28 protein-coding genes and 1 pseudogene are annotated in these 26,291 nt (G+C 71.2%); 13 read left to right on the plus strand and 16 right to left on the minus strand.

Going from position 1 to position 26,291, the window contains the following annotated elements:
- Window positions 1–8: 8 nt before the first annotated feature.
- A complete protein-coding gene (locus ACF07B_RS10930) occupies window positions 9–617 on the minus strand; it encodes an ATP-binding protein (protein WP_392178657.1) in 609 nt (202 codons plus the stop codon).
- A 235-nt stretch (window positions 618–852) separates the two neighbouring features.
- On the opposite strand from ACF07B_RS10930, the gene ACF07B_RS10935 reads away from it, so the two are divergent.
- Window positions 853–1,449 carry a TetR/AcrR family transcriptional regulator gene (locus tag ACF07B_RS10935; RefSeq protein WP_392178658.1) on the plus strand — a complete coding sequence of 199 codons (597 nt, stop codon included), beginning with the start codon at window positions 853–855 and terminating at the stop codon, window positions 1,447–1,449.
- Between the two features lie 75 nt (window positions 1,450–1,524).
- On the opposite strand, the gene ACF07B_RS10940 is transcribed toward ACF07B_RS10935, so the two are convergent.
- Window positions 1,525–3,183 carry a sigma-70 family RNA polymerase sigma factor gene (locus ACF07B_RS10940; protein WP_392178659.1) on the minus strand — a complete coding sequence of 553 codons (1,659 nt, stop codon included), beginning with the start codon at window positions 3,181–3,183 and terminating at the stop codon, window positions 1,525–1,527.
- Between the two features lie 299 nt (window positions 3,184–3,482).
- On the opposite strand from ACF07B_RS10940, the gene ACF07B_RS10945 reads away from it, so the two are divergent.
- Window positions 3,483–4,901, plus strand: a complete 1,419-nt coding sequence (locus ACF07B_RS10945) for a DEAD/DEAH box helicase (RefSeq protein WP_392178660.1) — start codon at window positions 3,483–3,485, stop codon at window positions 4,899–4,901.
- Between the two features lie 120 nt (window positions 4,902–5,021).
- On the opposite strand, the gene ACF07B_RS10950 is transcribed toward ACF07B_RS10945, so the two are convergent.
- Entirely contained in the window at window positions 5,022–5,474 is a 453-nt protein-coding gene (locus ACF07B_RS10950) for an iron chaperone (protein ID WP_369485550.1), read from the minus strand.
- 160 nt (window positions 5,475–5,634) lie between these two features.
- Between ACF07B_RS10950 and ACF07B_RS10955 the strand changes: the two genes are divergently transcribed.
- Complete coding sequence (locus ACF07B_RS10955) at window positions 5,635–6,225, plus strand: TetR/AcrR family transcriptional regulator (RefSeq protein WP_392178661.1); 591 nt, start codon at window positions 5,635–5,637, stop codon at window positions 6,223–6,225.
- A 41-nt stretch (window positions 6,226–6,266) separates the two neighbouring features.
- Here ACF07B_RS10955 and ACF07B_RS10960 read toward each other — a convergent pair whose 3' ends face one another.
- The 3 genes from ACF07B_RS10960 to ACF07B_RS10970 all read right to left on the minus strand — a co-directional run bounded on the left by ACF07B_RS10960 (window position 6,267) and on the right by ACF07B_RS10970 (window position 8,922).
- Window positions 6,267–7,370 carry a sensor histidine kinase gene (locus tag ACF07B_RS10960; RefSeq protein WP_392178662.1) on the minus strand — a complete coding sequence of 368 codons (1,104 nt, stop codon included), beginning with the start codon at window positions 7,368–7,370 and terminating at the stop codon, window positions 6,267–6,269.
- On the minus strand, window positions 7,363–8,142 hold the full coding sequence (locus ACF07B_RS10965; RefSeq protein WP_369485553.1) for a response regulator transcription factor: 780 nt from the start codon (window positions 8,140–8,142) through the stop codon (window positions 7,363–7,365). Before ACF07B_RS10965 ends, ACF07B_RS10960 begins: the two co-directional genes overlap by 8 nt.
- A 69-nt stretch (window positions 8,143–8,211) precedes the next feature.
- Window positions 8,212–8,922, minus strand: a complete 711-nt coding sequence (locus tag ACF07B_RS10970) for a VanZ family protein (protein WP_392178663.1) — start codon at window positions 8,920–8,922, stop codon at window positions 8,212–8,214.
- A 199-nt stretch (window positions 8,923–9,121) separates the two neighbouring features.
- On the opposite strand from ACF07B_RS10970, the gene ACF07B_RS10975 reads away from it, so the two are divergent.
- Entirely contained in the window at window positions 9,122–11,473 is a 2,352-nt protein-coding gene (locus ACF07B_RS10975) for a discoidin domain-containing protein (RefSeq protein WP_392178664.1), read from the plus strand.
- Between the two features lie 126 nt (window positions 11,474–11,599).
- On the opposite strand, the gene ACF07B_RS10980 is transcribed toward ACF07B_RS10975, so the two are convergent.
- Complete coding sequence (locus ACF07B_RS10980) at window positions 11,600–12,619, minus strand: aldo/keto reductase (protein ID WP_392178665.1); 1,020 nt, start codon at window positions 12,617–12,619, stop codon at window positions 11,600–11,602.
- A 185-nt stretch (window positions 12,620–12,804) separates the two neighbouring features.
- Here ACF07B_RS10980 and ACF07B_RS10985 point away from each other — a divergent pair, with 185 nt between their 5' ends.
- Window positions 12,805–13,404: a TetR/AcrR family transcriptional regulator gene (locus tag ACF07B_RS10985; RefSeq protein ID WP_392178666.1), complete on the plus strand. Its 600-nt coding sequence runs from the start codon at window positions 12,805–12,807 to the stop codon at window positions 13,402–13,404.
- Window positions 13,405–13,417: 13 nt separating this feature from the next.
- Here ACF07B_RS10985 and ACF07B_RS10990 read toward each other — a convergent pair whose 3' ends face one another.
- Complete coding sequence (locus tag ACF07B_RS10990; protein ID WP_392178667.1) at window positions 13,418–14,176, minus strand: ABC transporter permease; 759 nt, start codon at window positions 14,174–14,176, stop codon at window positions 13,418–13,420.
- A complete protein-coding gene (locus tag ACF07B_RS10995; protein ID WP_392178668.1) occupies window positions 14,166–15,044 on the minus strand; it encodes an ABC transporter ATP-binding protein in 879 nt (292 codons plus the stop codon). The genes ACF07B_RS10990 and ACF07B_RS10995 overlap by 11 nt, the downstream gene beginning before the upstream one ends.
- 95 nt (window positions 15,045–15,139) lie before the next feature.
- Between ACF07B_RS10995 and ACF07B_RS11000 the strand changes: the two genes are divergently transcribed.
- Entirely contained in the window at window positions 15,140–15,772 is a 633-nt protein-coding gene (locus ACF07B_RS11000; protein ID WP_392178669.1) for a TetR/AcrR family transcriptional regulator, read from the plus strand.
- A gap of 84 nt (window positions 15,773–15,856) precedes the next feature.
- Here the strand turns inward: ACF07B_RS11000 and ACF07B_RS11005 are convergent, their stop codons facing one another.
- Window positions 15,857–16,420: a PucR family transcriptional regulator gene (locus tag ACF07B_RS11005; RefSeq protein ID WP_392178763.1), complete on the minus strand. Its 564-nt coding sequence runs from the start codon at window positions 16,418–16,420 to the stop codon at window positions 15,857–15,859.
- A gap of 7 nt (window positions 16,421–16,427) precedes the next feature.
- Between ACF07B_RS11005 and ACF07B_RS11010 the strand changes: the two are divergent.
- Window positions 16,428–17,138: pseudogene (locus tag ACF07B_RS11010) on the plus strand (aldehyde dehydrogenase family protein); the annotation flags it as partial.
- 75 nt (window positions 17,139–17,213) lie between these two features.
- Here the strand turns inward: ACF07B_RS11010 and ACF07B_RS11015 are convergent.
- Both ACF07B_RS11015 and ACF07B_RS11020 read right to left on the minus strand, forming a co-directional pair.
- A complete protein-coding gene (locus ACF07B_RS11015; protein ID WP_392178670.1) occupies window positions 17,214–18,119 on the minus strand; it encodes a polysaccharide lyase family 7 protein in 906 nt (301 codons plus the stop codon).
- 24 nt (window positions 18,120–18,143) lie between these two features.
- On the minus strand, window positions 18,144–19,778 hold the full coding sequence (locus ACF07B_RS11020) for a cation acetate symporter (protein WP_392178671.1): 1,635 nt from the start codon (window positions 19,776–19,778) through the stop codon (window positions 18,144–18,146).
- Between the two features lie 347 nt (window positions 19,779–20,125).
- On the opposite strand from ACF07B_RS11020, the gene ACF07B_RS11025 reads away from it, so the two are divergent.
- Both ACF07B_RS11025 and ACF07B_RS11030 read left to right on the plus strand, forming a co-directional pair.
- Window positions 20,126–20,755 (plus strand): AAA family ATPase, encoded by a 630-nt coding sequence (locus ACF07B_RS11025; RefSeq protein ID WP_369481749.1) that lies wholly within the window; start codon window positions 20,126–20,128, stop codon window positions 20,753–20,755.
- Window positions 20,752–20,982, plus strand: coding sequence for a hypothetical protein (locus ACF07B_RS11030; protein WP_392178672.1), 231 nt, complete (start codon window positions 20,752–20,754; stop codon window positions 20,980–20,982). The genes ACF07B_RS11025 and ACF07B_RS11030 overlap by 4 nt, the downstream gene beginning before the upstream one ends.
- A 34-nt stretch (window positions 20,983–21,016) precedes the next feature.
- On the opposite strand, the gene ACF07B_RS11035 is transcribed toward ACF07B_RS11030, so the two are convergent.
- Window positions 21,017–21,277: a hypothetical protein gene (locus tag ACF07B_RS11035; RefSeq protein WP_369481751.1), complete on the minus strand. Its 261-nt coding sequence runs from the start codon at window positions 21,275–21,277 to the stop codon at window positions 21,017–21,019.
- Window positions 21,278–21,368: 91 nt separating this feature from the next.
- Between ACF07B_RS11035 and ACF07B_RS11040 the strand changes: the two genes are divergently transcribed.
- Entirely contained in the window at window positions 21,369–21,902 is a 534-nt protein-coding gene (locus tag ACF07B_RS11040) for a GNAT family N-acetyltransferase (protein ID WP_369481752.1), read from the plus strand.
- 37 nt (window positions 21,903–21,939) lie between these two features.
- Here the strand turns inward: ACF07B_RS11040 and ACF07B_RS11045 are convergent, their stop codons facing one another.
- Window positions 21,940–22,368: a YrdB family protein gene (locus ACF07B_RS11045; RefSeq protein ID WP_392178673.1), complete on the minus strand. Its 429-nt coding sequence runs from the start codon at window positions 22,366–22,368 to the stop codon at window positions 21,940–21,942.
- 158 nt (window positions 22,369–22,526) lie between these two features.
- Here ACF07B_RS11045 and ACF07B_RS11050 point away from each other — a divergent pair, with 158 nt between their 5' ends.
- Complete coding sequence (locus tag ACF07B_RS11050; RefSeq protein WP_392178674.1) at window positions 22,527–23,444, plus strand: NADP-dependent oxidoreductase; 918 nt, start codon at window positions 22,527–22,529, stop codon at window positions 23,442–23,444.
- 67 nt (window positions 23,445–23,511) lie between these two features.
- Here the strand turns inward: ACF07B_RS11050 and ACF07B_RS11055 are convergent, their stop codons facing one another.
- Window positions 23,512–24,078 (minus strand): TetR family transcriptional regulator, encoded by a 567-nt coding sequence (locus tag ACF07B_RS11055; RefSeq protein WP_392178675.1) that lies wholly within the window; start codon window positions 24,076–24,078, stop codon window positions 23,512–23,514.
- A 131-nt stretch (window positions 24,079–24,209) separates the two neighbouring features.
- Between ACF07B_RS11055 and ACF07B_RS11060 the strand changes: the two genes are divergently transcribed.
- Together ACF07B_RS11060 and ACF07B_RS11065 are read left to right on the plus strand one after the other, a co-directional pair.
- On the plus strand, window positions 24,210–25,145 hold the full coding sequence (locus ACF07B_RS11060; RefSeq protein ID WP_392178676.1) for an SDR family oxidoreductase: 936 nt from the start codon (window positions 24,210–24,212) through the stop codon (window positions 25,143–25,145).
- A 157-nt stretch (window positions 25,146–25,302) separates the two neighbouring features.
- On the plus strand, window positions 25,303–25,674 hold the full coding sequence (locus tag ACF07B_RS11065) for a VOC family protein (protein ID WP_369481757.1): 372 nt from the start codon (window positions 25,303–25,305) through the stop codon (window positions 25,672–25,674).
- Between the two features lie 116 nt (window positions 25,675–25,790).
- Here the strand turns inward: ACF07B_RS11065 and ACF07B_RS11070 are convergent, their stop codons facing one another.
- Window positions 25,791–26,159 (minus strand): hypothetical protein, encoded by a 369-nt coding sequence (locus ACF07B_RS11070; RefSeq protein ID WP_369481758.1) that lies wholly within the window; start codon window positions 26,157–26,159, stop codon window positions 25,791–25,793.
- Between the last annotated feature and the right edge of the window lie 132 nt (window positions 26,160–26,291).

The following is a 26,291-nucleotide window of genomic DNA, read 5'->3' on the forward strand; positions in this document are numbered from 1 at the left end:
GGCGAGTGCTACGCCGGAGTCCGTGTGGACACTTCGAACCACATGGTCTTGCCGGTCGGTGTGCAGGTGCTGCCCCAGTTCTCGGCGAGCAGGTCGAGCAGTTCGGTCCCGCGACCGCCCTCCGCGTCGGCGTCGACCTCGCGCCGTACCGGACATTCGGGCTCCGTGTCCTCGACCTCGCACAGCAGGCGGTCGCCGCGCAGGCACAGGTTGAGCCGCAGGGGGCCGCGCGTATGGCACAGAGCGTTGGTGACCAGCTCGCTGACCAGGAGCTCCGCGGTGTCGGCCACGTCCTCCAGATCCCACTCGTCCAGCTGTGCCGTCACCAGACGGCGGGCCCGCCGGGCCGAGGTCAGCTCCCGCGACAGGGGCCAGGAGGCCTCCCAGGGGGTGACACGGGCGCGGGGCGCGTCGAACGGGCGGATGGGGCTCAGGGCACGCGACCAAAGAGCCCGGTTCCGGGCGAGCCACGAGGTGGGTGCGGCTTCCGCCGATGCCTCGTCCCGCTGATCACGTGTCGTGGCGTCCTCACGCCCCGTTCGCTCGGGCCGGCGGCAGAGCCGGGCAAAGCGCCCCCGGCGAGGTGTCGCCAGGAGGTCGATGGCCCCAGGGGCCATGGGAATCAGTCCCTTCTGCACTGCCGGCGACCACACCGCCCGAGCGGCACGGACCCGTCGACGACCGGTCCGGACATTGTCAGGTCACGCGTTCACGTAACGCCCGTCACGATAACAAATATGCATGTAGCGCTCGCTACAGTAAGAATCCTTTCCAAGAGTACGCACCGGCACATATGGAATATGTCTGGTGTCACACGACCACTCAGAGACACCGCGGCCGCCGGGAGCCCTCATGGCACGACCCTCCGACCAGGCCAAACGCCGCGAGCTGACCGACCGGGTCCGTGCGTACCTGGTGCGCAACGGCCTGGCCGGACTCTCCTTGCGCCCGCTCGCCCGAGCCCTGGGAACCAGCGACCGCATGCTCCTGTACTACTTCGGGACCAAGGAGGGCATGGTCGCCGAGGCCCTCGCCCTGGACGAGAGGCGACCGCTCCTGCGGGCCCGGGAGACGCTCGCCGCCGAGGAGTCCCCACGGGACCCGGCGGGCCTCCGCCGTTTCATGGAGGAGATCTGGCGGCGGTTCGACGCCCCCGACCTGCGCCCCGCCCTCCCCCTCTACGTCGAGATCATGGCCGCCAGCCTGATCGATCCCGACCGGTACGGGCCCGTCCTGCGTGACGTGCTGACCGAGTGGACGGAGCTGCTCACCTCCGTCTTCCAGAGCCTCGGCATGTCACGGGTCCGGGCCGGGACGGAGGCCACCCTGCTGGTCGACACGACCTTCGGCCTGGTCGTCGCCGCCCAGGCCGAGGACGGCCGGGAGCCGGCGGACGCGGCCTTCCGCGCGCTCCTCGACCGTCTCGAACCCGGCTGGCACGTCAGTTGAGGCGCGTCCGGCCCCGTGGCAACTCGGGCAGGGCCATGACCAGCGAACCTCGCGCCCGGGACGCAGTACCGGGCATCAGAGCTTCGCCCCGAAGTCCTGTGTCCACCACGGGCCGCCCGGCCCCTTGTGCACACCCACCCCGATGTTCTTGAACGAGCAGTTGAGAATGTTCGCGCGATGTCCCGGGCTGTTCATCCACGAGTCCATCACCGCCGCAGGGGTCTGCTGACCCATGGCTATGTTCTCGCCGTACGTGGACCAGCGGTAGCCCGCGGCGGTGATGCGCTCACCGGGGTCGGCGCCGTCGGGGTTGGTGTGTTCGAAGAAGTCGCGTGCGGCCATGTCGTCGGAGTGGGCCTGGGCCGCGTCCTCCAGCTGCGGGTCCTCGGTGAGCGGTCCGCAGCCGGCGGCCGCCCGTTCCTTGTTCACCAGCGCGACCACCTGCGCCACGGTGGTCGTCGGGGCCGACTGCGCCTGGGCCACACCGGACACCCTCCGGGTCGGCGCGGCCGAGGGGGCGCCGGCCGACGTGCTCGGCTCGGCGGGACGGGGTGTCCTGGACGCCTTCGCCTTCGCCTTCTTCGACGCGGACGCCGACGGCGAGGCCGATGCGGATGCCGTGGCGCTCGCCGGCGCCGAGGCGGAGGCGTCGGGAGCGGAGAGGTCCATGACGGGGTCGCCCGCGGTCCGCGAGGGTACCGCCCCGTCGGTTCGTGTTCCGGGCCCTATCTCCAGATACCAGAGACCGCCGCCCGCCACGCAGACCGCCACCAGGGCACCGCCCAGCGCCCTGCGCCGTACGCGCCGGCGCCGGCGAGCCTCGCCGCGCGAGGCCGCCCTTCCGCCGGGAGCCCGGTGCCCGGCGGCCCCCGACGGGCCCGCTTCCCCGTGCCCCGCGGCGGCCGGGTCCCGTGACGCCGAGCCCGTGGCGGCCATCCCGCCGGAAGCGTCGCGCAGCGCGGCGGTCAGCCCCGGCGACACGGCGATCAGCGCCAGACCGGCCAGCAGTCCCTCCGCGGGCATCAGTCCGCTCCACAGGCCGGAGCAGCGGACGCAGTCGCGGGCGTGCCGGGCGATGCGCTTGCGCCACAGTGCCGAGGGCCGGCCGTCCCAGGAGGCGAGGACACCCCGCAGCTCCGCGCAGGGCGGGCGGGCGCCGAGGGCCCGTACCACCACGCGAGCCGTTTCCAGCTGCGCCTTCATCCGCTGCACTTGGACCGCCGCGTGCTGCGGCGACACCTCCAGCGCCTCGGCCACCTCGGTCCGGGTCACCTCACCGGCGCATTCCAGCCACCACAGGGAGAGCACGCCTCGGTCGTCGGGGGCGAGCCAGCGGGTCGCCAGCGCGGTCTCCCGGCGCTGACCGGAGAGCTGAAGCCGCATCAGGGTCAGGTCCACGAAGTCGGCGCCGGGGTCGGCGAGCTCCTCCGCCTCCTCCACACCGTCCGGGGCGAGCTGCCGGTCCCGCCAGTGCGCCCGGACCTGGTTCATCGCGATCGCCACGAGCCAGGAGCGGAAGCTCTCCGGCGTACGCAGGCCGTCCAGGCCGTCCAGGGCGCGGAGCATGGTGTTCTGCACGACGTCGTCGACGTCGACGGAGCCGTTCAGCGCGCGCCCGACGATGTTGTAGACCAAGGGGAGATACGCGCTCACCAGGGCGTCCTGAGCCGCCGAGTCGCCCGTCCGGGCGGCAGTCACCAATGCCGCCGGCTCCACCCCGTGCTGTCTCCTCATGAAAACTTTCCTGTCCTCGACTCCGAACGATGCTGCCGTTGCCTGGGAGACCGCCCGCGGAACCTCGAATAACAGTTCTTCGGAGACTCGTTCCGGAGATGCTTGCCACACCGGGGCGCCGATGGCAAGGAAGAAGGTCACATCGAAGGACGGAGAGGCCTGCCGCCTGTCACCGGCTGCCCGGCCGGCGCCCGTCGGCCCGCTGGTAAAATGGGGGACACGCTTCGAAGTCGCCGGGGCCCGTGCCGAGTGGCACGGGCCCCGGGGCGTTCCGGGCGTCAGACTGAGGAAGGTTCCCCATGAACGCGAAGCCGCCGGCCCCTGGACTCTCCGGACTCTCCGACGCCGGCGAAGAGCAGCCGGCGCCGGGGGACGACACCTCGGCACCACCGTCCCGCTCCGCGGGCCTGCCTCCCGCCGCGTCGTTCGACGCTCTCGGCCTGCCGGCGGAGCTGGTGGCCCGGATGACCGGGCTCGGAGTGACGGAGCCCTTCCCGATCCAGGCCGCGACGCTGCCGAACGCCCTGGCCGGACACGACGTCCTCGGCCGGGCACGGACAGGGTCCGGCAAGACGCTGGCCTTCGGACTGGCCCTGCTCGCCCGGACCGCGGGCCGCCGTGCGGAGGCGAAGCGGCCGCTGGCGCTGGTCCTGGTGCCGACCCGGGAGCTCGCGCAGCAGGTGAGCGAGGCGCTGGAACCGTACGCGCAGACCCTGGACGTACGACTGGGGACGGTGGTGGGCGGGCTGTCGATCAACCGGCAGCAGGCTCAGCTGCGCAGCGGCGTCGAGGTGCTCGTCGCGACGCCGGGACGGCTGACGGACCTGGTGTCACGCCGGGACTGCCTCCTGAACCAGGTGCGGATCACGGTGCTGGACGAGGCGGACCAGATGTGCGACCTGGGCTTCCTGCCGCAGGTCTCGGACCTCATGGATCAGGTGCGCGCCGACGGTCAGCGGCTGCTGTTCTCGGCCACGCTCGACCGCAACGTCGATCAGCTCGTACAGAACTACCTGCACGACCCGGTCGTCGCCTCGGTCGACCGGTTGGCGGGGTCGGTCACCACGATGGAACACCACCAGTTGAACATCCACGGCGCCGACCGGTACGCGACGGCGACCGAGATCGCCGCTCGGGACGGCCGGGTGCTGATGTTCCTGGACACGAAGGCGGCCGTGGACCAGTTCACCCGTCATCTGCGGGCCAGCGGCATCCGTGCCTCCGCCCTGCACAGCGGGAAGTCGCAGCCGCAGCGCACGCACACGCTCGCGCAGTTCAAGAACGGCGAGATCAACGTGCTGGTGGCCACCAACGTCGCCGCCCGGGGCATCCACATCGACGCGCTCGACCTCGTCGTCAACGTCGATCCGCCCGCCGACGCCAAGGACTACCTGCACCGCGGCGGACGCACGGCGCGCGCCGGGGAGTCCGGGAAGGTGGTCACCCTGGTCACCCCCAACCAGCGGCGCGACGTGAACCGTCTGATGTCCGAGGCCGGCATCCGGCCGACCGTCACCCAGGTGCGTTCGGGCGAGGCAGCGCTCACCGCCATCACCGGGGCCAAGCGCCCGCCCACCGGGCCGACGACGAGCACCGGCAACGCGCCCTTCCGGGGCATCGGCACGCGTCCCGGAAAGGCCAAGGAGTCACGCAAGACCGCGGACGCCCGCAAGGCCGCGGAAGCCCGCGCGGCCGCCCGGGTACGCAAGAGTCGCTGAGGACGGGCTCAACGGCCCTGGATCCCAGGGACCGGCGACCTCGCGCGCCTCGCCCGGCGCAGTCACTCCGGGCGAGGCACACGTGTCCCGGGCTTCGTCCGGGCGCCGTGGTCCGGTGCCTCAGTTCACCGCCTGCTTCACGAGCGCGCCGATCTTCGCCTCGACCTCGGCCGTCAGCTCGGTCAGGGCGAACGCGGTGGCCCACATCGTGCCCTCGTCCAGGTTCGCCTGATCGCTGAACCCGAGCGTCGCGTACCGTGCCTTGAACTTCTCCGCGCTCTGGAAGAAGCACACGACCTTGCCGTCCAGCGCGTAGGCGGGCATGCCGTACCAGAGCTTCGGCGCGAGGACAGGGGCGCTCGCCGTGACGACGGCGTGGACGCGCTCGGCCATGATCCGGTCGGACTCCCCCATCTCGGCGATCTTCGCGAGGACGTCCCGCGCAGCCTCGGCCGCCTTGTCCGCGCGCGAACCGCGGCGGGCCTCCTTCTTCAGTTCCTTGGCGTGGTCCTTCATCGCGGCCCGCTCTTCGGCCGTGAACCCCTCGTGCCGGCCGCTGTCCGTGCTGCTCATGACAGAACTCCCCCTTGAGGATCCGTTGTCCGCACTCTCGGGCACGCGGGTGGCGGCACGCCACCCGTCCGTCATCGACACGCACCGTGCCGATAGGACCGAATATTCCGCGCGAACCCGGCCTTGTCAACGGCACGGCACGTGCCGATAGGGTGGACTCATGACCGAACCGCCCGCCGCGCCACGGCGCCGGGGTGCTGCGCGCACCGAGGAGCTGCTGCAGGCGACCCTCGATCTGGCCGCGGAGGTCGGATACGCGGGCCTGAGCATCGAGGCCGTCGGCCGCCGGGCCGGAGTCGGAAAGCACACGATCTACCGGCGCTGGCCCTCCAAGGCGGCGCTGCTGCTCGACGCGCTCAGCCGCGTATGGACCAGCGACCTGGACTACCGCGACACGGGGAACGTCCGCGAGGATCTGCGCGAGCAGTTCCTCCGTTCCGGCGCGGCCCTCTCCAGCCCGCCGATCGGCCCCGTCTACCGCGCGGTCATCGCCGAGGCACAAGGAGACGCCACGCTACGGGCGACGCTGCACGAACGCTTCCTGGCCACGGTCGAGCGAAGCACCCTCGACCGGATCAGCCGAGCCCAGCGCGCCGGCGAACTGACCGCGGACGCGAACCTGGAGTTCGCCGCCGAGGTGTTGTGCGGTGCCCTGTACTACCGCAGCCTGATGTCGACCCGCCCGATCGACACGGACGCGGTCGACGGACTCGTGGACATGTTCATGGCCGCCTACGGAACCGCCGGCTGATCGGCGTCACCCGGGGCGGTGCGCCCCGCTCGGGGATCCGCCTACGGCGCGCCGGGCAGCCTGACCGTGACGAGGAGACCACCGTCGGGGCGGGGGGCGAGTTCGAGGGCCCCGTCGTGGGCGCGGACGATGCCGGCCACGATGGCCAGGCCGAGGCCGACGCCCGCGTGCTCGCCGGTGCGGACGCGTTCCGTTCCGCGCTGGAACGGTTCGGTGAGGGTGGGTACCAGTTCCGGCGGGAGCGGACGGCCCGTGTTCTCGACCCGCAGCACACTCGCGCGGCCGTCCGTCCCGGTGCGGACCGACACGGTGCCGCCCTCGGGGAGATTGTGGACGACGGCGTTCTGGACGAGGTTCGTCGCCATCCGCAGCAGAAGCTCCGCGGAGCCGCTGGTCCGGGCCGCCCCGCCGGTGACGTCGAGCGTGATCCGGCGCTCCTCGGCGAAGGGGAGCAGCGTCTCGGCGGCTTCCTCGGCGACGAGGGAGAGGTCGACGCTCTCGCGGGGAAGGTTTCCGCTCTCGCTGCGACTGAGCAGCAGGAGGGCCTCGGTGAGGTCGATCGCCCGCGTATTCACGGCGTGCAGGCGTCGGATGAGTTCCTCCCGGTCCTGCGTGGGGTCCTTGCGGGCGACGTCCAGCAGTGTCCGTGAGATCGCCAGCGGGGTGCGCAGTTCGTGGGAGGCGTTCGCGGCGAACCGCTGCTGCTCGGCGACCTGGGACTCGAGTTGTTCGAGCATCGAGTCGAAGGCGTCGGAGAGTTCGCGGAACTCGTCCTGGCGGCCCTTCAGACGGATGCGGTGGGACAACGACCCGCTCCCGGCCCTTCGTACCGCGTCCGTGATCTGCGTGAGGGGCGAGAGCATCCGGCCTGCGAGGATCCATCCCCCGAGGAGGCCGAAAACCAACAGGAAGCCCAGTGAGACCGCCGCGGCGGGGGCGAAGCCGCGCAGGAGGTCGGAGCGGCTGGGCCCGACGATGATCACGGCGCCGTACGTCTTCTGGATGAGCCGGGGGTCGTTCGTCGGAAGCCAGCGCAGCACGAACACCCACATGACGACCAGCAGGAGCGTGCCGGCGACGAAGAGGAATCCGGCGTAGCTGAGGGTCAGTCTCAGCCGGGCGCTGTGCCCCGGGTGTCTATCCATGCGTGCCGCCGGGGTGGGTGGCGTCCGTCCCCGCGCCCGGCCCCGTGTCCGACCCTCTCTGGGGGACGGTGTCCGGCCCCGTGTCCGACCCGCTGTGTGTGACGGTGTCCGTTCCGGTGTCGATCCGGTAGCCGACGCCGGGCACGGTGGCGATGATCCATGGTTCGCCGAGCCGTTTGCGCAGGGCGGACACGGTGATGCGGACGGCGTTGGTGAAGGGGTTGGCGTTCTCGTCCCAGGCCCGCTGCAACAGCTCTTCGGCGCTGATGACACCGCCTTCGCCGGCGACGAGGACTTCCAGCACCGCGAACTGCTTCCGGGTGAGCGCGACATGGCGTCCGTCGCGGAAGACCTCCCGGCGGAAGGGGTCGAGGCGCAGACCCGCGATCTCGCGGACCGGCGGCCGGGCGTACGCGCGCCGGCGGTCGAGCGCCCTCAGCCGCATCACGAGTTCCCGCAGCTCGAACGGTTTGGTGAGGTAGTCGTCTGCGCCGAGTTCGAACCCGGAAGCCTTGTCCTCGATCCGGTCGGCGGCGGTGAGCATGAGGATCGGGATGCCGCTGCCGGAGGCGACGATACGCCGGGCGACCTCGTCGCCGGAGGGGCCGGGGATGTCACGGTCGAGGACCGCGAGATCGTAGGAGTTGACGCCGAGCAGTTCCAGGGCGGAGTCGCCGTCGGCGGCGATGTCGGCGGCGATCGCCTCCAGCCGCAGACCGTCACGGACGGCCTCGGCCAGGTAGGGCTCGTCCTCCACGATCAGTACACGCATGTCCGAAGCCTAAGCAGTGCGTCGTGTCGCCGGCGTATCGCGACGACGTGTGCGTACCGGACCCACGATTCAGCCCACCGGCGCCGGCGCGGGGCGAGGTGCGTCCGACGACGCTTCCGCCGGGGCGCGCCACCAGCGGCGCGAGGCCAGCCCGGCCAGCACGGCGCCGGTGGCGTTGACCAGGACGTCGTCCACGGAGGAGACCCGGTCCAGCCACAGGACGTACTGGGCGACCTCGACCAGGACCGAGCAGCCCGCCCCGAGCGCCAGGATCCGCGGCACGGACGCCAGCGCCGCGAACCGCATGGGGGCGAAGAATCCCAGCGCCGCGAAGACCAGCAGGTTGCCGACGATCCCGAGCGTCCCCATCGCGACCAGGTCCCGCAGCGGCACCAGGCTCACCCGACGGGGAGCGACGCCCGGCGCGAGGCCCGGCATCATGGTCAGCCACAGGAACGGCACCGTCCCGTGGACCATGCCCACCTCGGCCAGCGACGTGCGCCACGCCAACGCCGAACCGAAGCCCGCGGCGTGCCGCCGGTACGCGAGCGCCCACGCCACCAGCACCGCCATCGGCAGCGCGACCAACGTCATGAGCACCACACCGTTGAAGGTGTCGTAGCAGCCGTGCCAGCGCCCGGCCATGCATCTCGGGGCGGACATCAGGAGCGGCCCCCGTATGACGAACAGCGCGCTCGCCAGGCCGAGGACCGCCAGGCCGCGGAGCACGATCCCGCGGGTGCGGCGGGGCGGTGCTGACAAGGGTGCGTCGTGACTCATGCCGCCAGTGAAAGGGACGGCCGGTTGCGGTGGCGTATGCGGTTTTCGATACGCCCGCGATACACGGAGCCCCGGCAGCAGGACAGTCGATTAATTGCGGACCTCTGTATCAATCTTGCGCACGTTCATAGACTTCTCTTGCCCCCACTCCTAGCCTTCTTGCGTCCGCTCACCCCACGAGCCCTAAGGACGCACACCTGTGACTCCCTTTCCCCAAGGCAGATCCCTGCGACGCGGCACGGCGGCGTCCGTGTCGCTGGCACTCGCCGCCGCCGGCACCGTCGTCGCGGTGGCCCTGGCCCCCCACGCTGCCGCCGCGGGGGTACCCGCCCCTTCCCCCGTCGGGATCTCCGGCCGGGGCGCGGCCGTTCCCTTCAAGGAACAGGAAGCCGAGTACGCCGCCACCGACGGCACCCTCATCGGCCCGGACCGGCTCTACGGTCATCTCCCCTCCGAGGCGTCCGGACGCCAGGCGGTCACGCTGGACGCGACGGGCGAGTACGTCGAGTTCACGCTGACCGCGCCGGCCAACGCGATGTCGTTCCGCTACTCGCTGCCCGACAACGCGGCGGGCAGCGGACGCGACGCGAGCCTCGACCTCAAGGTCGACGGCACCCGGCTCAAGAGTGTCCCGGTGACCTCCAAGTACGGCTGGTACTACGGCGGCTATCCGTTCAACAACAACCCGGGCGACAGCAATCCGCATCACTTCTACGACGAGACCCGCACCATGTTCGGCTCCACGCTGCCGGCGGGCAGCAAGGTGCGCCTCCAGGTGTCCTCCACGAGCGAGTCGCCCTCGTTCACCATCGACCTCGCCGACTTCGAACAGGTGGGCGCGCCGGTCGGCAGACCGTCCGGAGCCCTCGACGTCGTCGGCGACTTCGGCGCGGATCCGACCGGCGCCTCGGACTCCACCGCGAAGATCCAGGCGGCCGTCGACGCGGGCAAGGCGCAGGGCAGGACCGTGTACATCCCGCAGGGCACGTTCCAGGTCCGCGATCACATCGTCGTCGACCAGGTGACGCTGGCCGGGGCCGGCCCCTGGTACAGCGTCCTCACCGGCCGCGACCCGGTGGACCGGTCGAAAGCCGTCGGCGTCTACGGCAAGTACGCCGGTCAGGGCGGCAGCAAGAACGTCACGCTCAAGGACTTCGCCATCATCGGCGACATCCGCGAACGCGTGGACAACGACCAGGTCAACGCGATCGGCGGCGCCCTGTCCGACTCCACGGTCGACAACGTGTGGATGCAGCACACCAAGTGCGGGGCCTGGATGGACGGCCCGATGAACAACCTCACCATCAAGAACAGCCGCATCCTCGATCAGACCGCGGACGGCGTGAACTTCCACATGGGCGTCACCAACTCCACCGTCACCAACACGTTCGTACGGAACACCGGTGACGACGGCCTCGCGATGTGGGCGGAGAGCGTCCCGAACGTCAAGAACAAGTTCACCTTCGACACGGTGGTCCTGCCGATCCTCGCGAACAACATCGTCACGTACGGCGGCAAGGACATCACCCTCTCCGACAACGTCATGGCGGACACCGTCACCAACGGCGGTGGCCTGCATGTCGCGAACCGCTATCCCGGGGTCAACTCCGGCCAGGGCACGGCCGTTTCCGGCACCATCACGGCCGCCCGCAACACCCTGATACGGGCCGGGAACAACGACTACAACTGGCAGTTCGGGGTCGGCGCGGTCTGGTTCAGCGGACTCAACGAGCCCCTGAACGCGACCGTCGACATCACCGACAGCGAGATCCTCGACAGCTCCTACGCCGCGATCATGAACATCGAGGGGGCCACGAACGGTCTGCGCTTCGACCATGTGCGGATCGACGGAGCCGGCACCTACGCACTCCAGATCCAGGCCCCTGGGACGGCCTCCTTCAGCAACGTCACGGCCACGAACATCGGCCAGTCCAACCCGATCCACAACTGTGTCGGCTCCGGCTTCCAGATCACCCGGGGCGCGGGCAACAGCGGCTGGTACGCCGATCCGCCGGCCTGCACGGGGAACTGGCCGGCCCCGAAGTGGACCAATGGCGGAGTACCCGGCGGCGGCACTCCTCCGCCGACCGATCCGCCCACCGATCCTCCGACCGACCCGCCCACCGACCCCACCGTGAACCTCGCCAAGAACCGGCCGGTCACCGAGTCGAGCCACACGGACGTCTACCCCGCGGCCAACGCGGTGGACGGCAACGCGAACAGCTACTGGGAGAGCGTCAACAACGCCTTCCCGCAGTCCCTCACCGTCGACCTGGGCGCCGCGAAAGCGGTCAAGCGCGTCGTCCTCAGACTGCCTCCGGCGACCGCGTGGGCCACGCGCACCCAGACCCTGAGCCTCCAGGGCAGCACCGACAACACCACGTTCACCACCCTCAAGGCGTCGGCCGGATACAGGTTCGATCCGTCGAGCGGCAACACCGCGACCCTCACCCTGTCCGGCACCCCCACCCGCTATCTGCGCGTGGTCGTCACGGGCAACACCGGCTGGCCCGCCGGGCAGTTGTCCGAGTTCGAGGCGTACACCGGCTGACCGCGTCGCACACCGGCCGATCGAGGCGTACACCGGTCGGCACACCGCGTTCGCCCCCGGACTCCTGGCGGCCCCACTCCGGAACTCTGACCCGGACGGGGTCGTCAGGACCGTTCCACCGGGCCGTCAGCGGCGGCGCAGTGCCGGGTCGAGCAGGGCGGGCGGGGTGTCGAACTTCTCGTGAGCGGCGAGGTCGGTCCCCGGGGACACGACGGCGTCGATCGCGTCGAGCACGTCGGCCGGGAGCACGGTGTCCGCGGCGGCGAGCTGGGTGCGCAGGTGCTCCAGGGTCCGGGGGCCGATCAGCGCGCTGGTCACGGCGGGATGCGCGGTGGCGAAGCCGAGTGCGAGCTGGATCAGCGTGAGTCCGGCCTCCTCGGCGATCACCGCCAGACGCTCCACGGCATCCAGCCGGGCCTGGTTGGAGGGGACGGAGAGGTCGAAGCGCTGCGGCAGGAACGCCGAACGGCTGGTGGTGATCTCCCGGCCCTTCCTGACCGCGCCGGACAGCCAGCCCGAGGCCAGCGGGCTCCAGGCCAGGACACCGAGCCCGTACTCCTCGGTCACGGGCAGGACATGGGCCTCGATACCCCGTTGCAGGATGGAGTAGCTGGGCTGTTCGGTGACGTACGGCCTCACATGATGCTCACGGGCGGCCCACTGGGCCTGCACGATGCGGTGGGCGGGGAAGGTCGAGGAGCCGAAGTAGCGGATCTTTCCCGCGCGTTGCAGGTCGGTCAGGGCCGACAGGGTCTCCTCGTCGCCGGTGGCCGGGTCCCACCGGTGGATCTGGTAGAGATCGACGTGGTCGACACCGAGCCTGCGCAGACTGTTGTCCAGCTCGGTGATCAGCCAACGGCGCGAGGAGCCCCGGTGGTTGCGCTCCTCCCCCATCGGCATGCCCGCCTTCGTGGCCAGCACGATGTCGTCGCGGCGGCCGGCGATGGCCTTGCCGACCATCTCCTCCGATTCGCCGTCGCCGTACATGTCGGCGGTGTCGATGAGATTGATCCCGCCCTCCAGGGCGGCATCGACGATGGCGGTGGCCTCGTCCTGGGTGGTGCGCCCGATCCTGCCGAAGTTCATCGCGCCGAGCGCGAGCGAGCCGACCTGCACGCCGGTGCGGCCCAAAGTGCGGTACTGCATGCCCCTGCCTCCTTCGATACGGGTAAGCGTGAGGACGGCGGCGAGATTGGTCGCCGGGTCCCCGGTCTGCCATCATGAGCAAACGGAACACTGTCCCGCTTGACGATACGGAACACTGTCCCGCTTAGCAAGGCGATACGGAACACTGTTCCGTTTGGCTGTCCGGCCGTACAGGGAAGGGCGCGATGAACGACAGCGAAGACACCACGGGGAAGGCGTCGGCACGGCCCAGGCGGGCCGACGCCCGGCGCAACCAGGAGACCTTGCTGGACGCGGCCGCCGCGATCTTCGCCACGTCGGGTGTGGAGGCACCCGTGCGCGACATCGCGGCCAGGGCCGGCGTCGGTACGGCCACGATCTACCGCCACTTCCCGACGCGGGCCGATCTCATCGTCGCCGTCTACCGGCACCAGGTCGAGGCCTGCGCCGAGGCGGGTCCGGCCCTGCTGAACGACTGCGCGTCCCCCTACACCGCGCTGTCACGGTGGATCGACCTGTTCGTCGACTTCCTCGTCACCAAGCACGGGCTCGCCGCCGCCCTTCAGCCCGACAACACGGCGTTCGACAGCCTGCACAAGTACTTCATCGACCGGCTGCTCCCCGTGTGCACCCGACTCCTCGACGCCGCCGCCGAAGCCGGCGAGATCCGCCCCGGCCTGACGGCCTATCAACTGATGCGCGGCGTCGGCAACCTCTGCATCGGCGCCCACAACGACCCCCGCTACGACGCGCGCCGACTGGTCGGGACACTCGTCGCGGGCCTGCGCCGAACCGAAGGACCGTGACGGCGCCAAAGGCCTAGAGGGCCACCAACCGGCCGCTGCGGCCCACCAGTCGGACCGATGCCCCGGCGCCACAGACCAGTGCCACGGCCAGGAGCGTGCCGCAGGACTCCGCCACGGCGTACGTGTCGCCGGACAGGGCGGCACGCAGGCCGCGAGCGGCCCAGTAGCCGGGTGAGGCGGGGGCCACGTCCGAGACCCAGGCCGGCAGGGCGGCCGGCGGGACCAGCGCCCCTCCGAGACTGCTCAGCAGCATGCCGCCGATGTCGAAGGCGGCCGAGAGCGCGCCCAGGCTGCGGACCAGCACACCGAGCAGGGTGCCGAGTCCGAGGAGCGTACAGCTCCAGCTGAGCAGGACGCCCAGCAGCAGGAACGGGTGCGGGACACGCAGACCGAAGAAGCACACGGCGAAGCCGACGATGAGGAACTGCTGGGCGAGCAGGACCACGAAGGCCGGAACGGCCTTGCCGGCCAGCAGCTCGGCGGGGCGCAGGGCGGTTCCGCGCAGGCGGTCCCAGGTGCGGCCGAGCCGTTCGGTGAGGATCGCGCCGCCGCAGATGCCGAGGGCGAGCAGCGAGAAGGTGACCAGCGTACCGACGACCGCCTGTTCCGTTCCGGCCGTGCGGCCCTGCCCGGTCAGATAGAGCGGGCGCAGCAAGGTGACGAAGACGAGCGGGAGGATCATCCGGCTCAGGACGGGACCGGGTTCGCGCGCCATCAGCAGCACGTTGTGGCGGACCAGCACGGCCAGGCGGGCGGCGGACTCACGCGGCATCACGAACCTCCGTCCGCGGCGCGGTCTCCGCGCCTTCCATGGACCGGTAGAGATCGTCCAGTCCGGGGCGGCGGACGTCGACGGACACGGGGGTACGACCGGACGCGAGCAGGGCCGCCAGATCGGCACCGGGATCCGTGGTCGGCCGGCGCAGCTCGGGTTCGCCGGGGTCGGCGAAGGTGACCCTGAGCTCACCGGGCAGGTGGCGGGTGAGCTCTTCCTGTGTGCCGCGCGCGATGATCCGTCCGGCCCGTGCCAGTGCCAGCGTGGCGCCGAGGTCGACGAGCTCCGGCAGGTAGTGGGTCGTGTAGACGACGGCCGCGCCCGCTTCGGCCCGGGCCCGGACCGCGTTCAGCAGGGCTGTGCGGGTTTCGGGATCGGCTCCGGCGGTCGGTTCGTCCAGCAGGAGGAAGGACGGTGAGCCGACCATGGCGGTGGCCGCCTGGACCCGGCGGCGCAGGCCCCCGGACAGGGCGGCCACGGGATGGTCGGCCACGGCCTCCAGGCACAGCTCGTCCAGGACCCGGGCGATCTCGGCGTCCCCGCGGCGTCCGCGGAATCCCGCCAGCCCCGCGAACAGCCGCACGTTCTCCCGCGCGGTGGCGCCGCCGTACAGGGCGAGTTCCTGCGGGGCCACGCCGAGAGAGCGCCGGGCGGCCCGGCCGTCCCGCAGCGCGTCGAGCGCCCCGATGGTGACGCGGCCCGCGTCGGGACGTACGAGACCGGCGACGATCTCGACGAACGTCGTCTTGCCCGCGCCGTTGTGACCGATCAGGCCCACGATCTCCCCGGCCGGGACCGTCAGGTCGAACCCGTCGAGCGCGTGGCGAGCGCCGTAGCGCTTCACCAATCCCTCTGCGATCAGCATCGTCCGTCCTTCATGAGGTCTGCGCCGTACGTGTGTACGGCCGTGGCCGTATACGGCGTACACGTCTACACCGTATACGTCTACACTGTAGACCCATGAGTGGGAGACGGGAAGAGATCCTGGACGCCGCGGTGGGCATCGCCGACGAGCACGGTGTCGACGCCGTCTCGATGCGCGCCCTGGCCGATCGCATCGGGGTGACGCCGATGGCGCTGTACCGGCACGTCACGGACAAGTCGGCGCTGCTGGACGGCATGGTCGGACGGCTGCTCACCGCGTTGCTGCCGGCGGATCCGGCCGAGCACGTCACCTGGGACGCACGGCTCCGCGCCCTCGCGCACGCGGCCCGGAAGGTGACCCAGGAGCACCCCTGGGCCGCACACCTGCTCTTCTCACGGCCGGCTGTCACCCCGGACGGCCTGCGGGCGGTAGACATCATCTACACCGCACTCATCGAGGCCGGGGTCCCCGAGCCTCAGGTGCCCCGGCTGGAGCGCCTGATCAGCACGTTCGTCATCGGTTTCGCCGCGTCCGAGGCCTCGGGCCGCTTCGCTCCCGGCGCCGGCGACCCGCGCGGCCGTCGGGGCCATCTCGACGACAGCGAACTCCCCGGCCACAGCGCGCTCCACCCGTGGCTGGACCTCCCCCTCGACCTCACCGCCGAGTTCGAGGCCGATCTCGCCGACATCACACGGCTGGTCGAGGCGGTCGCGCGGCGCGCGGGCTGATCCACACCCATCCGGCAGCAGGCCGCGACCGGGCAGGTCCGGCCCGGACGGCCAGGTCCGGCCCGGCCGTACTCACCGCCCCGCTCAGTCGGTGAGGCCCAGCGCTCCCGCCGCCTGGATCGCCAGCCAGACCTCGGCCAGAGCTCCCGTCGACGTCAGGTCACGGTCGGAGAGCTCGCCGAAGCGGCGCAGCCGGTAGGCGAGGGTGTTGGGGTGGATGTGCAGCGCGGCGGCCGCCGTCTCGGTGCGGCGGTCGCGCTCCATCCAGGTGCGGGCGGAGACCAGCAGCCGCGAGTCGTGACTCTCGTCGTACCGCAGCACATCGCCGAGCACATGGTCCACCAGTGCCGACAGAACGGCGGGATCGTCCGGCAGCCAGCGGCCCGCCCCGTCGTCGCCGTAGTGGACGACGGCACGGCCCGACTCGGCGGCCTTGGACACCGCCCACAGGGCCTCGCGCTGCGCGACCTTCAGCGCGTCCCCCGGCTGGAAGGTGCGACTGGCCCCGGCCGCCACCCCGGGCAGCTCACCGACCGCCGCCGCCAGCTCCGGCACCCCGAGGACATAGCGGTCCTCGCCCCGGGTCAGGAGCAGATGGGGCCGGTCCCCCAGGAAGCGCAGCAGTGCCTCGTCGGTGGTGCGGCGCACGATCCCGGCCAAGGACGTCAAGCGGGTCCACCTGGAGCTCGGCGGCAAGGCCCCGGCCGTGGTCTTCGAGGACGCCGACCTGGCCAAGGCGGTCGAGGACCTGGTGATCGGCGGCTTCTTCAACGCCGGTCAGGACTGCACGGCGGCCACCCGCGTCCTGGTCCACGCGTCGGTGCACGACGAGTTCGCCGCCGCCCTCGCCAAGGCCGCGGCCGGGACGAGGACCGGGCAGCCGGACGACGAGGACGTGCTGTACGGGCCGCTCAACAACGCGAACCAGCTCCAGCAGGTGACCGGGTTCGTCGAGCGTCTGCCGAAGCACGCGCGGATCGAGGCCGGCGGCCACCGGGTCGGCGACAGGGGCTACTTCTACGCCCCGACCGTGGTCTCGGGCCTGAAGCAGGACGACGAGATCGTCCAGAACGAGGTCTTCGGCCCGGTCATGACCGTCCAGTCGTTCACGGACGAGGACCAGGCCGTCGCGTACGCCAACGGCGTCGACTACGCGCTGGCCTCCTCGGTGTGGACCAAGGACCACGCGCGGGCGATGCGGATGTCCAAGAGGCTCGACTTCGGCTGTGTGTGGATCAACACCCACATGGCACTCGTCGCCGAGATGCCGCACGGCGGGTTCAAGCAGTCCGGCTACGGCAAGGACCTCTCCGCCTACGGCTTCGAGGACTACACCCGGATCAAGCACGTGATGACGTCGCTCTGAGCGGACGCCCCGACGGCAAGGGGGTGAGCCCGGCATCGCGCCGTGCTCACCCCTTTCGCCGTGTCCGACGGATCGTCAGCCGTGCGCGACCTGCAGGCCGTAGAAGGCGACCCTCGCCCCCTTCGTGGTGCTCTCCGAGGACGACTGGTTGTACGAGCCGGCCTTGAAGTACTGCTTGTAGGGGAAGAACGACGACGGGATCGCGTAGTGCGTGGTGCTGCCGTTGACGGTCAGGTCGATGGTGTCCCCGCCGGAGACGGCGATCGTGTACGTCCACGTCTTGCCGACGGCCACATGTCCGACCGTGTGGGTCGTCTGGCCGCCCGAGGGCGAGTTCTCGGTGCCGACGACGATGTCACCGCTCGCGCGGTAGTACAGCTCCACCAGCGGTTTGGTGGATGTTCCACCGGAGCCGAGGTGGATCTGACCGACGCACACGTTGGAGGTGACCGACACCACCCGGAGTGTCGCGCTCAGCCGGTGGCTGCCGCTGAGCGACCAGTTCGCCGCGCTGCCGCCGCGGTTCATCTCCCGCAGTTCGGAGCGGGCGTAGTTGGAGTTCGGCGTCGTGACGCCCTTCTCGGGCGCCCAGAAGGTCATCGCGCCGTCGCGGGTGTCGGTGTAGAAGTACGCGTCCTGGTAGCCGTTCGCCCCCTGCAGCCGGGCGGAGGAGATGGTGGTGGGTGAGCCCGGGGAGCCCACGGGCTCCTGGAGTTGCCACACCGCCAGGTCGAAGTTGCCGCCGGGCGCGACGTTCGGGTCGGCGGCGCCGGCGCTGGACGTGCCCAGGACGGTGACCACGGCGACGACGCCCGCGACGGTGGCCGTCGTCAGGAGCCGAGGGGCGGCACGTCCGGCAAGGAAGGAGGGTGTTCGGGTATGTGGTCGCTTGTTCACCATGACGGTCAGGGCCTTTCGTCTGGTCGGATGGAGCAGACGGTGGGGGAAGGCGAGATTCACATGGATGAACACAAAGTTCACCTGTGAACCTCATGTGCCGTGACGCTAAAGGTCTGCACCAGCCCCGTCAAGAGGTCCCGCACCCACGGCGGTTGAGGACCGCGGCCACGACGTCCGAAGCGTGCGGGTGCGCCTGGGCGTGCGGCCGACGAGCCCGAGGAGGAAGCCGGCCGGAACGGTGACGAGCCCCGGTGTCTGGAGCGGGAACCAGCGGACGTCGTGATCGGGGAAGACCGCGAACGGGGTGCCCGACACCGCGGGAGATCCCGTGAGCAGCAGCACGATGAGCGGAAGGGTCCCGTAGACGGTCCAGCGCACCCCGGTGGCGGAGTGACCGGGCAGGAAGAGCGCGTACAGCAGAACCGGAGCGAGCACCGAGGCCGCGACGGCGAACGACAAGGAGATCAGCGTCAGCCTGCCGCGGTCCCCGAGGCCCGCCGACACGACGACGGCGACCGCTCCGACCAGGACGATCCCCAGCCGTGCCCGGCGGATCTCCCCGGCGGGCGAACGGCCCCCGCCCCCGTGCGCGGGCCGCCCGCCGAAGTCACGGGCGAGACTGGAGGCGGCCGCCAGCGTGATGCCCGCGACGGCGGCGAGGGTGGTCGCGAAGACGGCGCAGGCGACGATCGCGAACAGCATGCTGTGCCGGACGCCCCCGGCGACCGGGTCCAGCACACCCGTCACCATCAACAGGGCGGTCGCTCCCCCGGGGTCGGCGGCCCGCACCGGGCCCCGGCCCATCAGGGCGCAGGCACCCAGCCCGGCCACCACGACCCCGGCGCACACCACCGCCACCGGGCCGACCGCCCAGCCGACCGCGCGCCTCGCGGTACGGGCCTCCCGGACCGGGTGCATCCGCATGGTGATGTGCGGCAGACAGGCGGCTCCGACCAGGAGGGTGGCCTCGAAGCCGATCAGGTCGAGGCGCCCGGCGACGGAGTCACCGAAGTGGAGTCCGGGGCGCGCGTAGGCCGTACCCGCTCCGGATTGCTCCTGGGCGGCATCGAACAAGGCCGGTGGCGACCATCCGTACCGGGCCAGGACGACCCCGGCCAGCAGCAGCATTGCGGTGAGCACCACACCGACCTTCAGGATCTGTACGTAGCCGACGCCGCGCATGCCGCCGAAGGCGGCGTAACAGACCATCAGGGCCCCGCCCGCGACGGTGCACCCGGTGAGCGCGCCGTCCGGGAGCCCGAACATGGCCGCCATGATGCGTCCGGCGGTGGAGAGCTGCACCAGGAGCAGCGGGGTGAGGACGACGAGTGAGGTGACACCGAGCGCCCGGCGCACGGAGGGGGCGCCGAGGCGGTCGGCGGAGGCCCCGAGGCGGTCGGCGACGAAGTCCCCCAGGGTGAACACCCCTTTCCTGCGCAGGGGTTCACCCAGGAATCGCATCATCAGATAGAGCGAGACGACGGTGGCGCAGGCGAACAGGATGCCGTCCGCCCCGTCGAGGGCGACCGCGCCGGTGGTGCTGAGCAGGGTGGCCGCGGAGATGTAGTCACCGGCGATGGCCAGCCCGCCTCCGACCGGCCCGAAGGCCGCGCCGCCGCCCGCGTAGAAGTGCTCGGGGTCGTCCAGGTCGGCCGCCGCCAGGCCGCACAACAGCAGGGACACGGCGACGAAGCCGAGGAAGACCATGACGGCGAGCGACTCTCCGTCGCCGGAACTCATCGGCGGTCCTCCGACGGCTCCGCCGCGCACGGGCTCGTCCGTGTTCCGTGGACCGGAGGGGACGGAGTGGCGGGAGATGTGCGGCGTGCGGGCGATACGGAGGATGCGGGAGGCGCGGAAGCTGCGGAAGACATGCCGGGCATGGCATCAGCCGCGCCGGGGCGCGAACAGGGGGCGGTGCTTTCGGGCGGCGGGTGCACAGTGGCCGCGGTGCGGGTCTGTGCGACGGCACAGCACGTTGATCCATTGGGATGATTCACGGGCGCGGCGGGGTGAACGACGAGACGGTACCCCCCGCTTGGGCGACCGCCGGTCCCCCGTGGTCACTAGCGTGGCTCCCTGTGTCGATGAGCTATGCCTTTGTGAACCTGAAACCCGGAGTGGGCAAGACGACGAGCGCGGTGTGGCTGGCCCACGCGTTGCACGAGTCGGGCTTCTCACCCCTGTTGGTGGACAGCGACCCCGCGTCCTCGGCGCTGCGGTGGAGCGAACTGGCGGGAGGTTTCCCCTTCCCCGTGTTCTCCCTCCCGGTGGGCGACGTGCACCGGCGCGTGAACGACTTCCTCGGCGACCGGGAGGCCGTGGTGTTCGACGCCCCCCAGATGGAGGATCACGCCCACATCGCCCGGAGCGTCATGCGGTACGCGAGCGAGTGGATCGTGCCGGTGACACCGTCCCCCATCGAACTGGACCGCATGGCGCCCATCGGCCGCGAGATGGGCGACGTCCAGTCCCTGCGGGCCCGGCCGGCCCGCTCCGCCGTCCTGCTGAACCGGACGAACCGTCCGGACGCCACCCGTACCGGTCCCGACGCGGACGCCCGCGAAGCGCTCACGGAACGCGGCTTCGACGTGCTGTCCACCCACATTCCCCGACTCGACCTGTACTCCCAGTCGTTCGGCAGCCCTGTCACGGTCAAGGGATCGGCGTACATGGATCTCGCGGACGAACTCATCAAGCGTCAGGACACGATGTGAACCAGCGCAAGGACACCTACCGGGCCGCCCTGCAACGGGAACCCGATGCCGCCGCACCCCGTCACGCCAAGGTCGCGCGGCTGCACACGCGCTATGTCCGGGTGACGATCGAACTGGACCCCGCGCTGCCGGGCGAACTGACCCGCTGGATGGGGCCGCCCGTGTCCGCGATCCTGCGGGCCGGCGCCGCCGCCCTGCGACCGCTGACGGGGACGGGCACGCCGTAGGACCGGCGGACGGGCGTGGTGTTGTGACGAAGGGTCAGCTCTCCATCGGGTGGCCGCCGTCGCCCTCGACGACGACCCGGTCGACGCCCGGCTCGTCGCCCCGTTCGACCATCGTCAGGTCGATGTGCCCGTCACCGGTGGTGTCGAACTGGTAGAGATCGGCCTTGCCGTCTCCTGTGGTGTCGGTCATCCAGACGTCGGTCTTTCCGTCGCCGTTGGTGTCGGCGCTGAGCACGACGTGATGCTCGTCGCCCTGGGTCTCGATCATTTCTTCCGCACCGTCATTCGTCTCCATGACGGCCGGTTGCCCCGGTCGACCCGTGCAAAACAATGACCCGCTCGGCCTGCCGCGGGTGTGCTCTCACCTGTAGGGCAGGATGGACGCCATGACCGAGATCCGCACCCCCCGCCTCCTCCTCCGCCGCTGGTACGACGACGACCTCGCCCCCATGGCGGACATCAACGCGGACCCCGAGGTCATGCGCTGGATCGGCGACGGTTCGGTCCTCGACCTCGACGCCACGGCCGAGGAGATCGAGCGGTGGGAGGACGAATGGGACGAGGAGGGCTTCGGCATCTTCGCCGTCGAACTGCTGGCCTCGGGTGAGCTGGCCGGCTTCGCGGGGCTGTCGGTGCCCGAGTACCTGCCCGAGGTCCTGCCCGCCGTGGAGATCAGCTGGCGGTTCGGCTCACCGTTCTGGGGCCAGGGCTACGCGTCCGAAGCCGCCCACGCCACACTGGAGTTCGCCCTCCAGGACCGCGGCCTCGACCGGGTGATCAGCGTCGACCGGATCAGCAACGAGGCCTCGCTGAACGTCGTCCGCAAGCTCGGCATGAAGCCGGAGAGGGAGACGGTCCACCCCGTGTACGACTTCCCCCTGACCGTCCACGCGATCGACCTCACCGAATTCGAGGCGTGATCCCGGCTCGCGACACGTGAGCCCGCTCCGGCGGGTCTCAGCCGGACCCCGGTGAGCCGGCCGCGCCGTCCGACCCCACGGGGCGGCCGGGAACCCTGCGGCGGAGGGTTTCGGCGACCGCCGTGTTCGCGACCACGACGACCGCCATGACCAAAGCTCCCAGGGGATGACCCACTCCGTACACCGCGGCCGCACCACCACCCAGTACCACCGCTTTGACCAGGAGCACGACGGGCAGCCCGGGCCGCAGTCGTGCCTTCGGTGCCGCGAACAGCGACCAGAGCACGACGGCCGTCAGGGGCACGCCCAGGCCGAGCAGGATGTGAAGCGACCGGCTGTGACCGACGGTGAATCCCCACCAGCTCAGACAGGCCAGCGCCGCGAGCTCCACCACGAACGCCAGGATCTCGTTGACCGCGAACCACGGCCGCTCGGCGACCAGGGCTGTGCCGGGGTCCGTAGTCATGAAGTCCTCTCGGTACGCGTGAGCGGCCGGCATGGCTTGTTTCCGGGAACACTACTGCCCTGCAGGGCAGTTGACCCCGAAGGCATGGTCGCCGGACGGCCCTTCCAGAGCTGCGGCGCCCCCGTTTCGCCCGAACGAGGAAGAGCGGTGATCACAGGATGAAGGCGGTCCGTTTCCACGCGTACGGCGGGATCGACGTGCTGCGGGTGGAGGAGGTGGAGCGTCCGACGCCCGGCCCCGGGGAGGTGCTCGTCGAGGTCCGCGCGGCCGGGATCCAGCCCGGCGAGACGATGATCCGCGAGGGAGCACGGCACGACCGCTGGCCGGCGGCCTTCCCTTCCGGGCAGGGCAGCGATCTGGCCGGAGTCGTGGTGGGGACCGGTCCGCACGTACGGGGTTTCGCGGTGGGCGACGAGGTTCTCGGCTTCACGCACGACAGGGCGAGCCACGCGGAGTTCGTCGTGGTGGAGGACGTGAAGCTGGCCTCGCGCCCGAAGGGGCTCCCCTGGGAGGTGGCCGGCTCGTTGTACGTGGCCGGCACGACGGCGTACGCCACCGTGTTCGCGGTGGACCCCGGCCCAGGCGACACCGTCGTGGTGTCCGGTGCGGCCGGCGGCGTCGGCTCCCTCGCCGTGCAGCTCGTACGGCGGCGCGGTGCCACGGTCATCGGGCTGGCGAGCGAGCGGAACCACGCCTGGCTGAAGGAGCGGGGGGTCGTGCCGGTGCGCTACGGCGAGGGCGCGGCCGAACGGATCCGGCAGGCCTCGGGCGGGACGGTCGACGCGTTCATCGACACCTTCGGCGACGGATACGTGGATCTGGCCGTGGAGTTGGGTGTGCGGCCCGAGCGCGTCAACACGATCCGCGACTGGGAGGCGGCGGCCCGGGTCGGCGCGCACACATACGGCGAGGGCGCGGCGGCCTGCGCGGTGGTGGTCGGTGAACTGGCCCGGCTCGCCGCGCGCGGAGAGCTGGAGGTACCGATCGCCCGCGCCTACCCCCTGGAGCGGGTCCGGGACGCGTTCCGCGAGCTGGAACTGCGGCAGACCCACGGCAAGATCGTGCTCGTGCCCTGACACCGGCCGCCGGGACGCGCCCCGGCAGGCCTGGTGGGGCCGTCAACGCGGTCAGCACGAGCCGAGGTCACGCGTCCGCGGCCACCGCCCTCAGATTGGCCAACGACTCACGGATGAACTGGACCAGTTCCTTCTCCTCGGCCCGCTCGACCCAGCGCCGGAAAGCGAACTTGAAGACGGCGATCCCCACCTCGGCGGCCAGGCCGGCGGAGGCCTCGTCCACACCCCGCAGCCGCAGGGCGTCCGCGAGGGTCGTGGACATCGACGCGAGTTTGATCAGCTCGCGTTCCTGGAGGTCGGAGTTGGCGTCGATGACGGACTGCCGCTGCCGAGCGTGCTCCTGGCGCGCCTCCAGCGCGGCCGCGGCACCTTCGAGGGCCGCCGCCACGGCGTCCATCGGGGTGGCGGACTCGGGAGCCTGAGCGACGGCACGCGCGAGCACCTCCCGCAGTTCGCCCGACCCCGCGAACAGCACCTCGCGCTTGTCCGCGTAGTGCCGGAAGAACGTCCGCTCCGTCAGCCCCGCCCGTTCGGCGATCTCCGCCACCGAGGTGCGGTCGAAGCCGCGCTCGACGTAGAGCTCCAGTGCCGCCCGTGCCAGGCGGCCGCGCGCGTCTGGCTGCCATCGACCCATGCCCGGCATCGTACTCGATGGCAGTCACTGACATCGAGTGCTACCGTTCGATGACAGTCACTGACATCACCCGGTGGCCTCCCCGCGTCGGCTCGGCGCACGGGCGGTCACCCCAGGCTGGAGGCTTTCTCATGCGTGTTTTCGTTACCGGGGCATCCGGATGGATCGGCTCCGCACTCGTCCCCGAGCTCATCGGCGCGGGTCACCAGGTTGTCGGGCTCGCCCGCTCGGACGCCTCGGCCGCGGCCCTGACGAAGGCCGGGGCGGACACGGTGTCCGGCACCCTCGACGACCTCGACGTCCTGCGCGAGGCGGCAGCGGCGTCGGACGGCGTGATCCACCTCGCGTTCAAGCACGACCTCGCGTTCACCGGCGGTTTCCAGGACGCCGCCGACGCGGACCGCCGCACCGTCGAGCTCCTCGGCGAGTCGCTCGCGGGCTCCGGGCGACCGCTGCTCATCGCGTCGGGACTGGTCGGACTGGCCTCGGGCCGCCCGAGCACGGAAGCCGACGGGCGGACGCCGGACGAGGTGTCCGCACATCTGCCGGGCGGCCCGAGGACCCGGATGGGCACCGCCCACGTGACCCTCGCCCTCGCCGAGCGGAACATCCGCTCGTCCGTCGTACGGCTCCCCCCGACCGTGCACGGCGAGGGCGACAACGGATTCATGGCGGCCCTGATCGGCATCGCCCGCGACAAGGGTGTCGCCGGCTACATCGGCGACGGCACCCAGCGCTGGCCCGCCACGCACCGTGTCGACGCGGCCCGGCTCTTCCGCCTCGCCCTGGAAGGCGCACCGGCGGGATCGGTCCTCCACGCGAGCGCCGAGGACGGCGTGCCCCTGCGTTCGGTCGCCGAGGTCATCGGGCGCCACCTCGACGTGCCCACCCGTTCCGTCCCCGCCGAGGAGGCGGCCGAGCACTTCACCTGGCTGGCCGGATTCCTCGGCCTCGACAGCCCGGCCTCCAGCGAGCGGACCCGCGACCTGCTGGACTGGCACCCGACCGAGCCGGGCCTGATCGAGGACCTGGACAAGGGTCACTACTTCCGGGCCGGCGGGCGGTAGAGCCGCCCGCCGCGGCCTCCTCCGGACAGCGGGGCCGCCGGTCGTACCGCCGGGGCACGCGACGCCGTCCGACCCGTCCGACCCGTCGATCCCTCCGACGGACGCGGCCCGGTGTGCCGACGCGGCTACCGGGTGAAACCCGGGCACATTGGTGGATATGCCCCTCTCGTTGCATCACATCGTCATCGACGCGCACGACCTCCCCTCACTGGCTCGGTTCTGGGCCGCGGTGCTGGGGTGGCGGATCCTCTCCGAGCGGGAGCGGGAGGTCGTGATCGGGCCGGACGAGACGGCACCGGTGGGCATCTGTTTCATGCCGGTCACGGACCGGAAGGTCGTCAAGAACCGCCTGCACCTCGATCTGACCTCCCCGGCCGAGGACCGGGAGGCGGAGATCGAGCGCGTCCTCGCGCTCGGGGCCCGCAGGGCGGACGTGGGGCAGAGCGGCGAGGAGTCGTGGACCGTGCTGACCGATCCGGAGGGGAACGAGTTCTGCGTGGTACGCCCGAAGGCGACCCTCATCGGCTAGCGCTCACACCGTGGACAGGGGCACCCATGGCCATGGCCGGCCGGGCGCCCCTCTCCCAGGTGGGGCGGGGCGCCCCTCTCAGGCGGGGCGGGGCCGCGGTCGCTTCCCTCGGGCTTTCATCCCCTGCGGAGCTCGAGCGTGATCGGTGTGGTGATCCGGACCTTGGCTCCCGGGCCCGGAGTGCTGGAAACGACGGTCCAGGCACCCAGCCCGCTTCCCGCGTCGGTCATCACGTCATGTCCGTCCGGCGCCACGGCCTCGATGTTGTCGAAGCAGATGAGGTCCTTGCCGAGCGGGTCGAACGGCCGGCCCTCGACGTCGGGCATGCGCTGGGGCCAGTCCTGCGCCCGGCAGCGCGCGTTGACACTGTCGGCGGCGTACGAGGGCGACGATTTGGAACGCTTGGACTGCGCGGCGCTGCTGCATGCGCCGAGGACAGAGACAAGCAGGGCGGTGACGGCGGCGATGACGGCACGGCGTTGCATGGCGGGTTCTCCCCTGCTCGGGCTGGCTACTTGAACGTTCCGGTCCGGTGAGGGTCTTCGGCCAGGAGGTCCGCCTGGTGATCACTGCGGCCAACAGCGACGGAGCTTGTGCGCCTGGTTCCCCCGAGGACG

The organism is Streptomyces sp. NPDC015532 (genome assembly GCF_043078065.1).
In the GTDB taxonomy this organism is placed as follows: Bacteria; Actinomycetota; Actinomycetes; order Streptomycetales; family Streptomycetaceae; genus Streptomyces.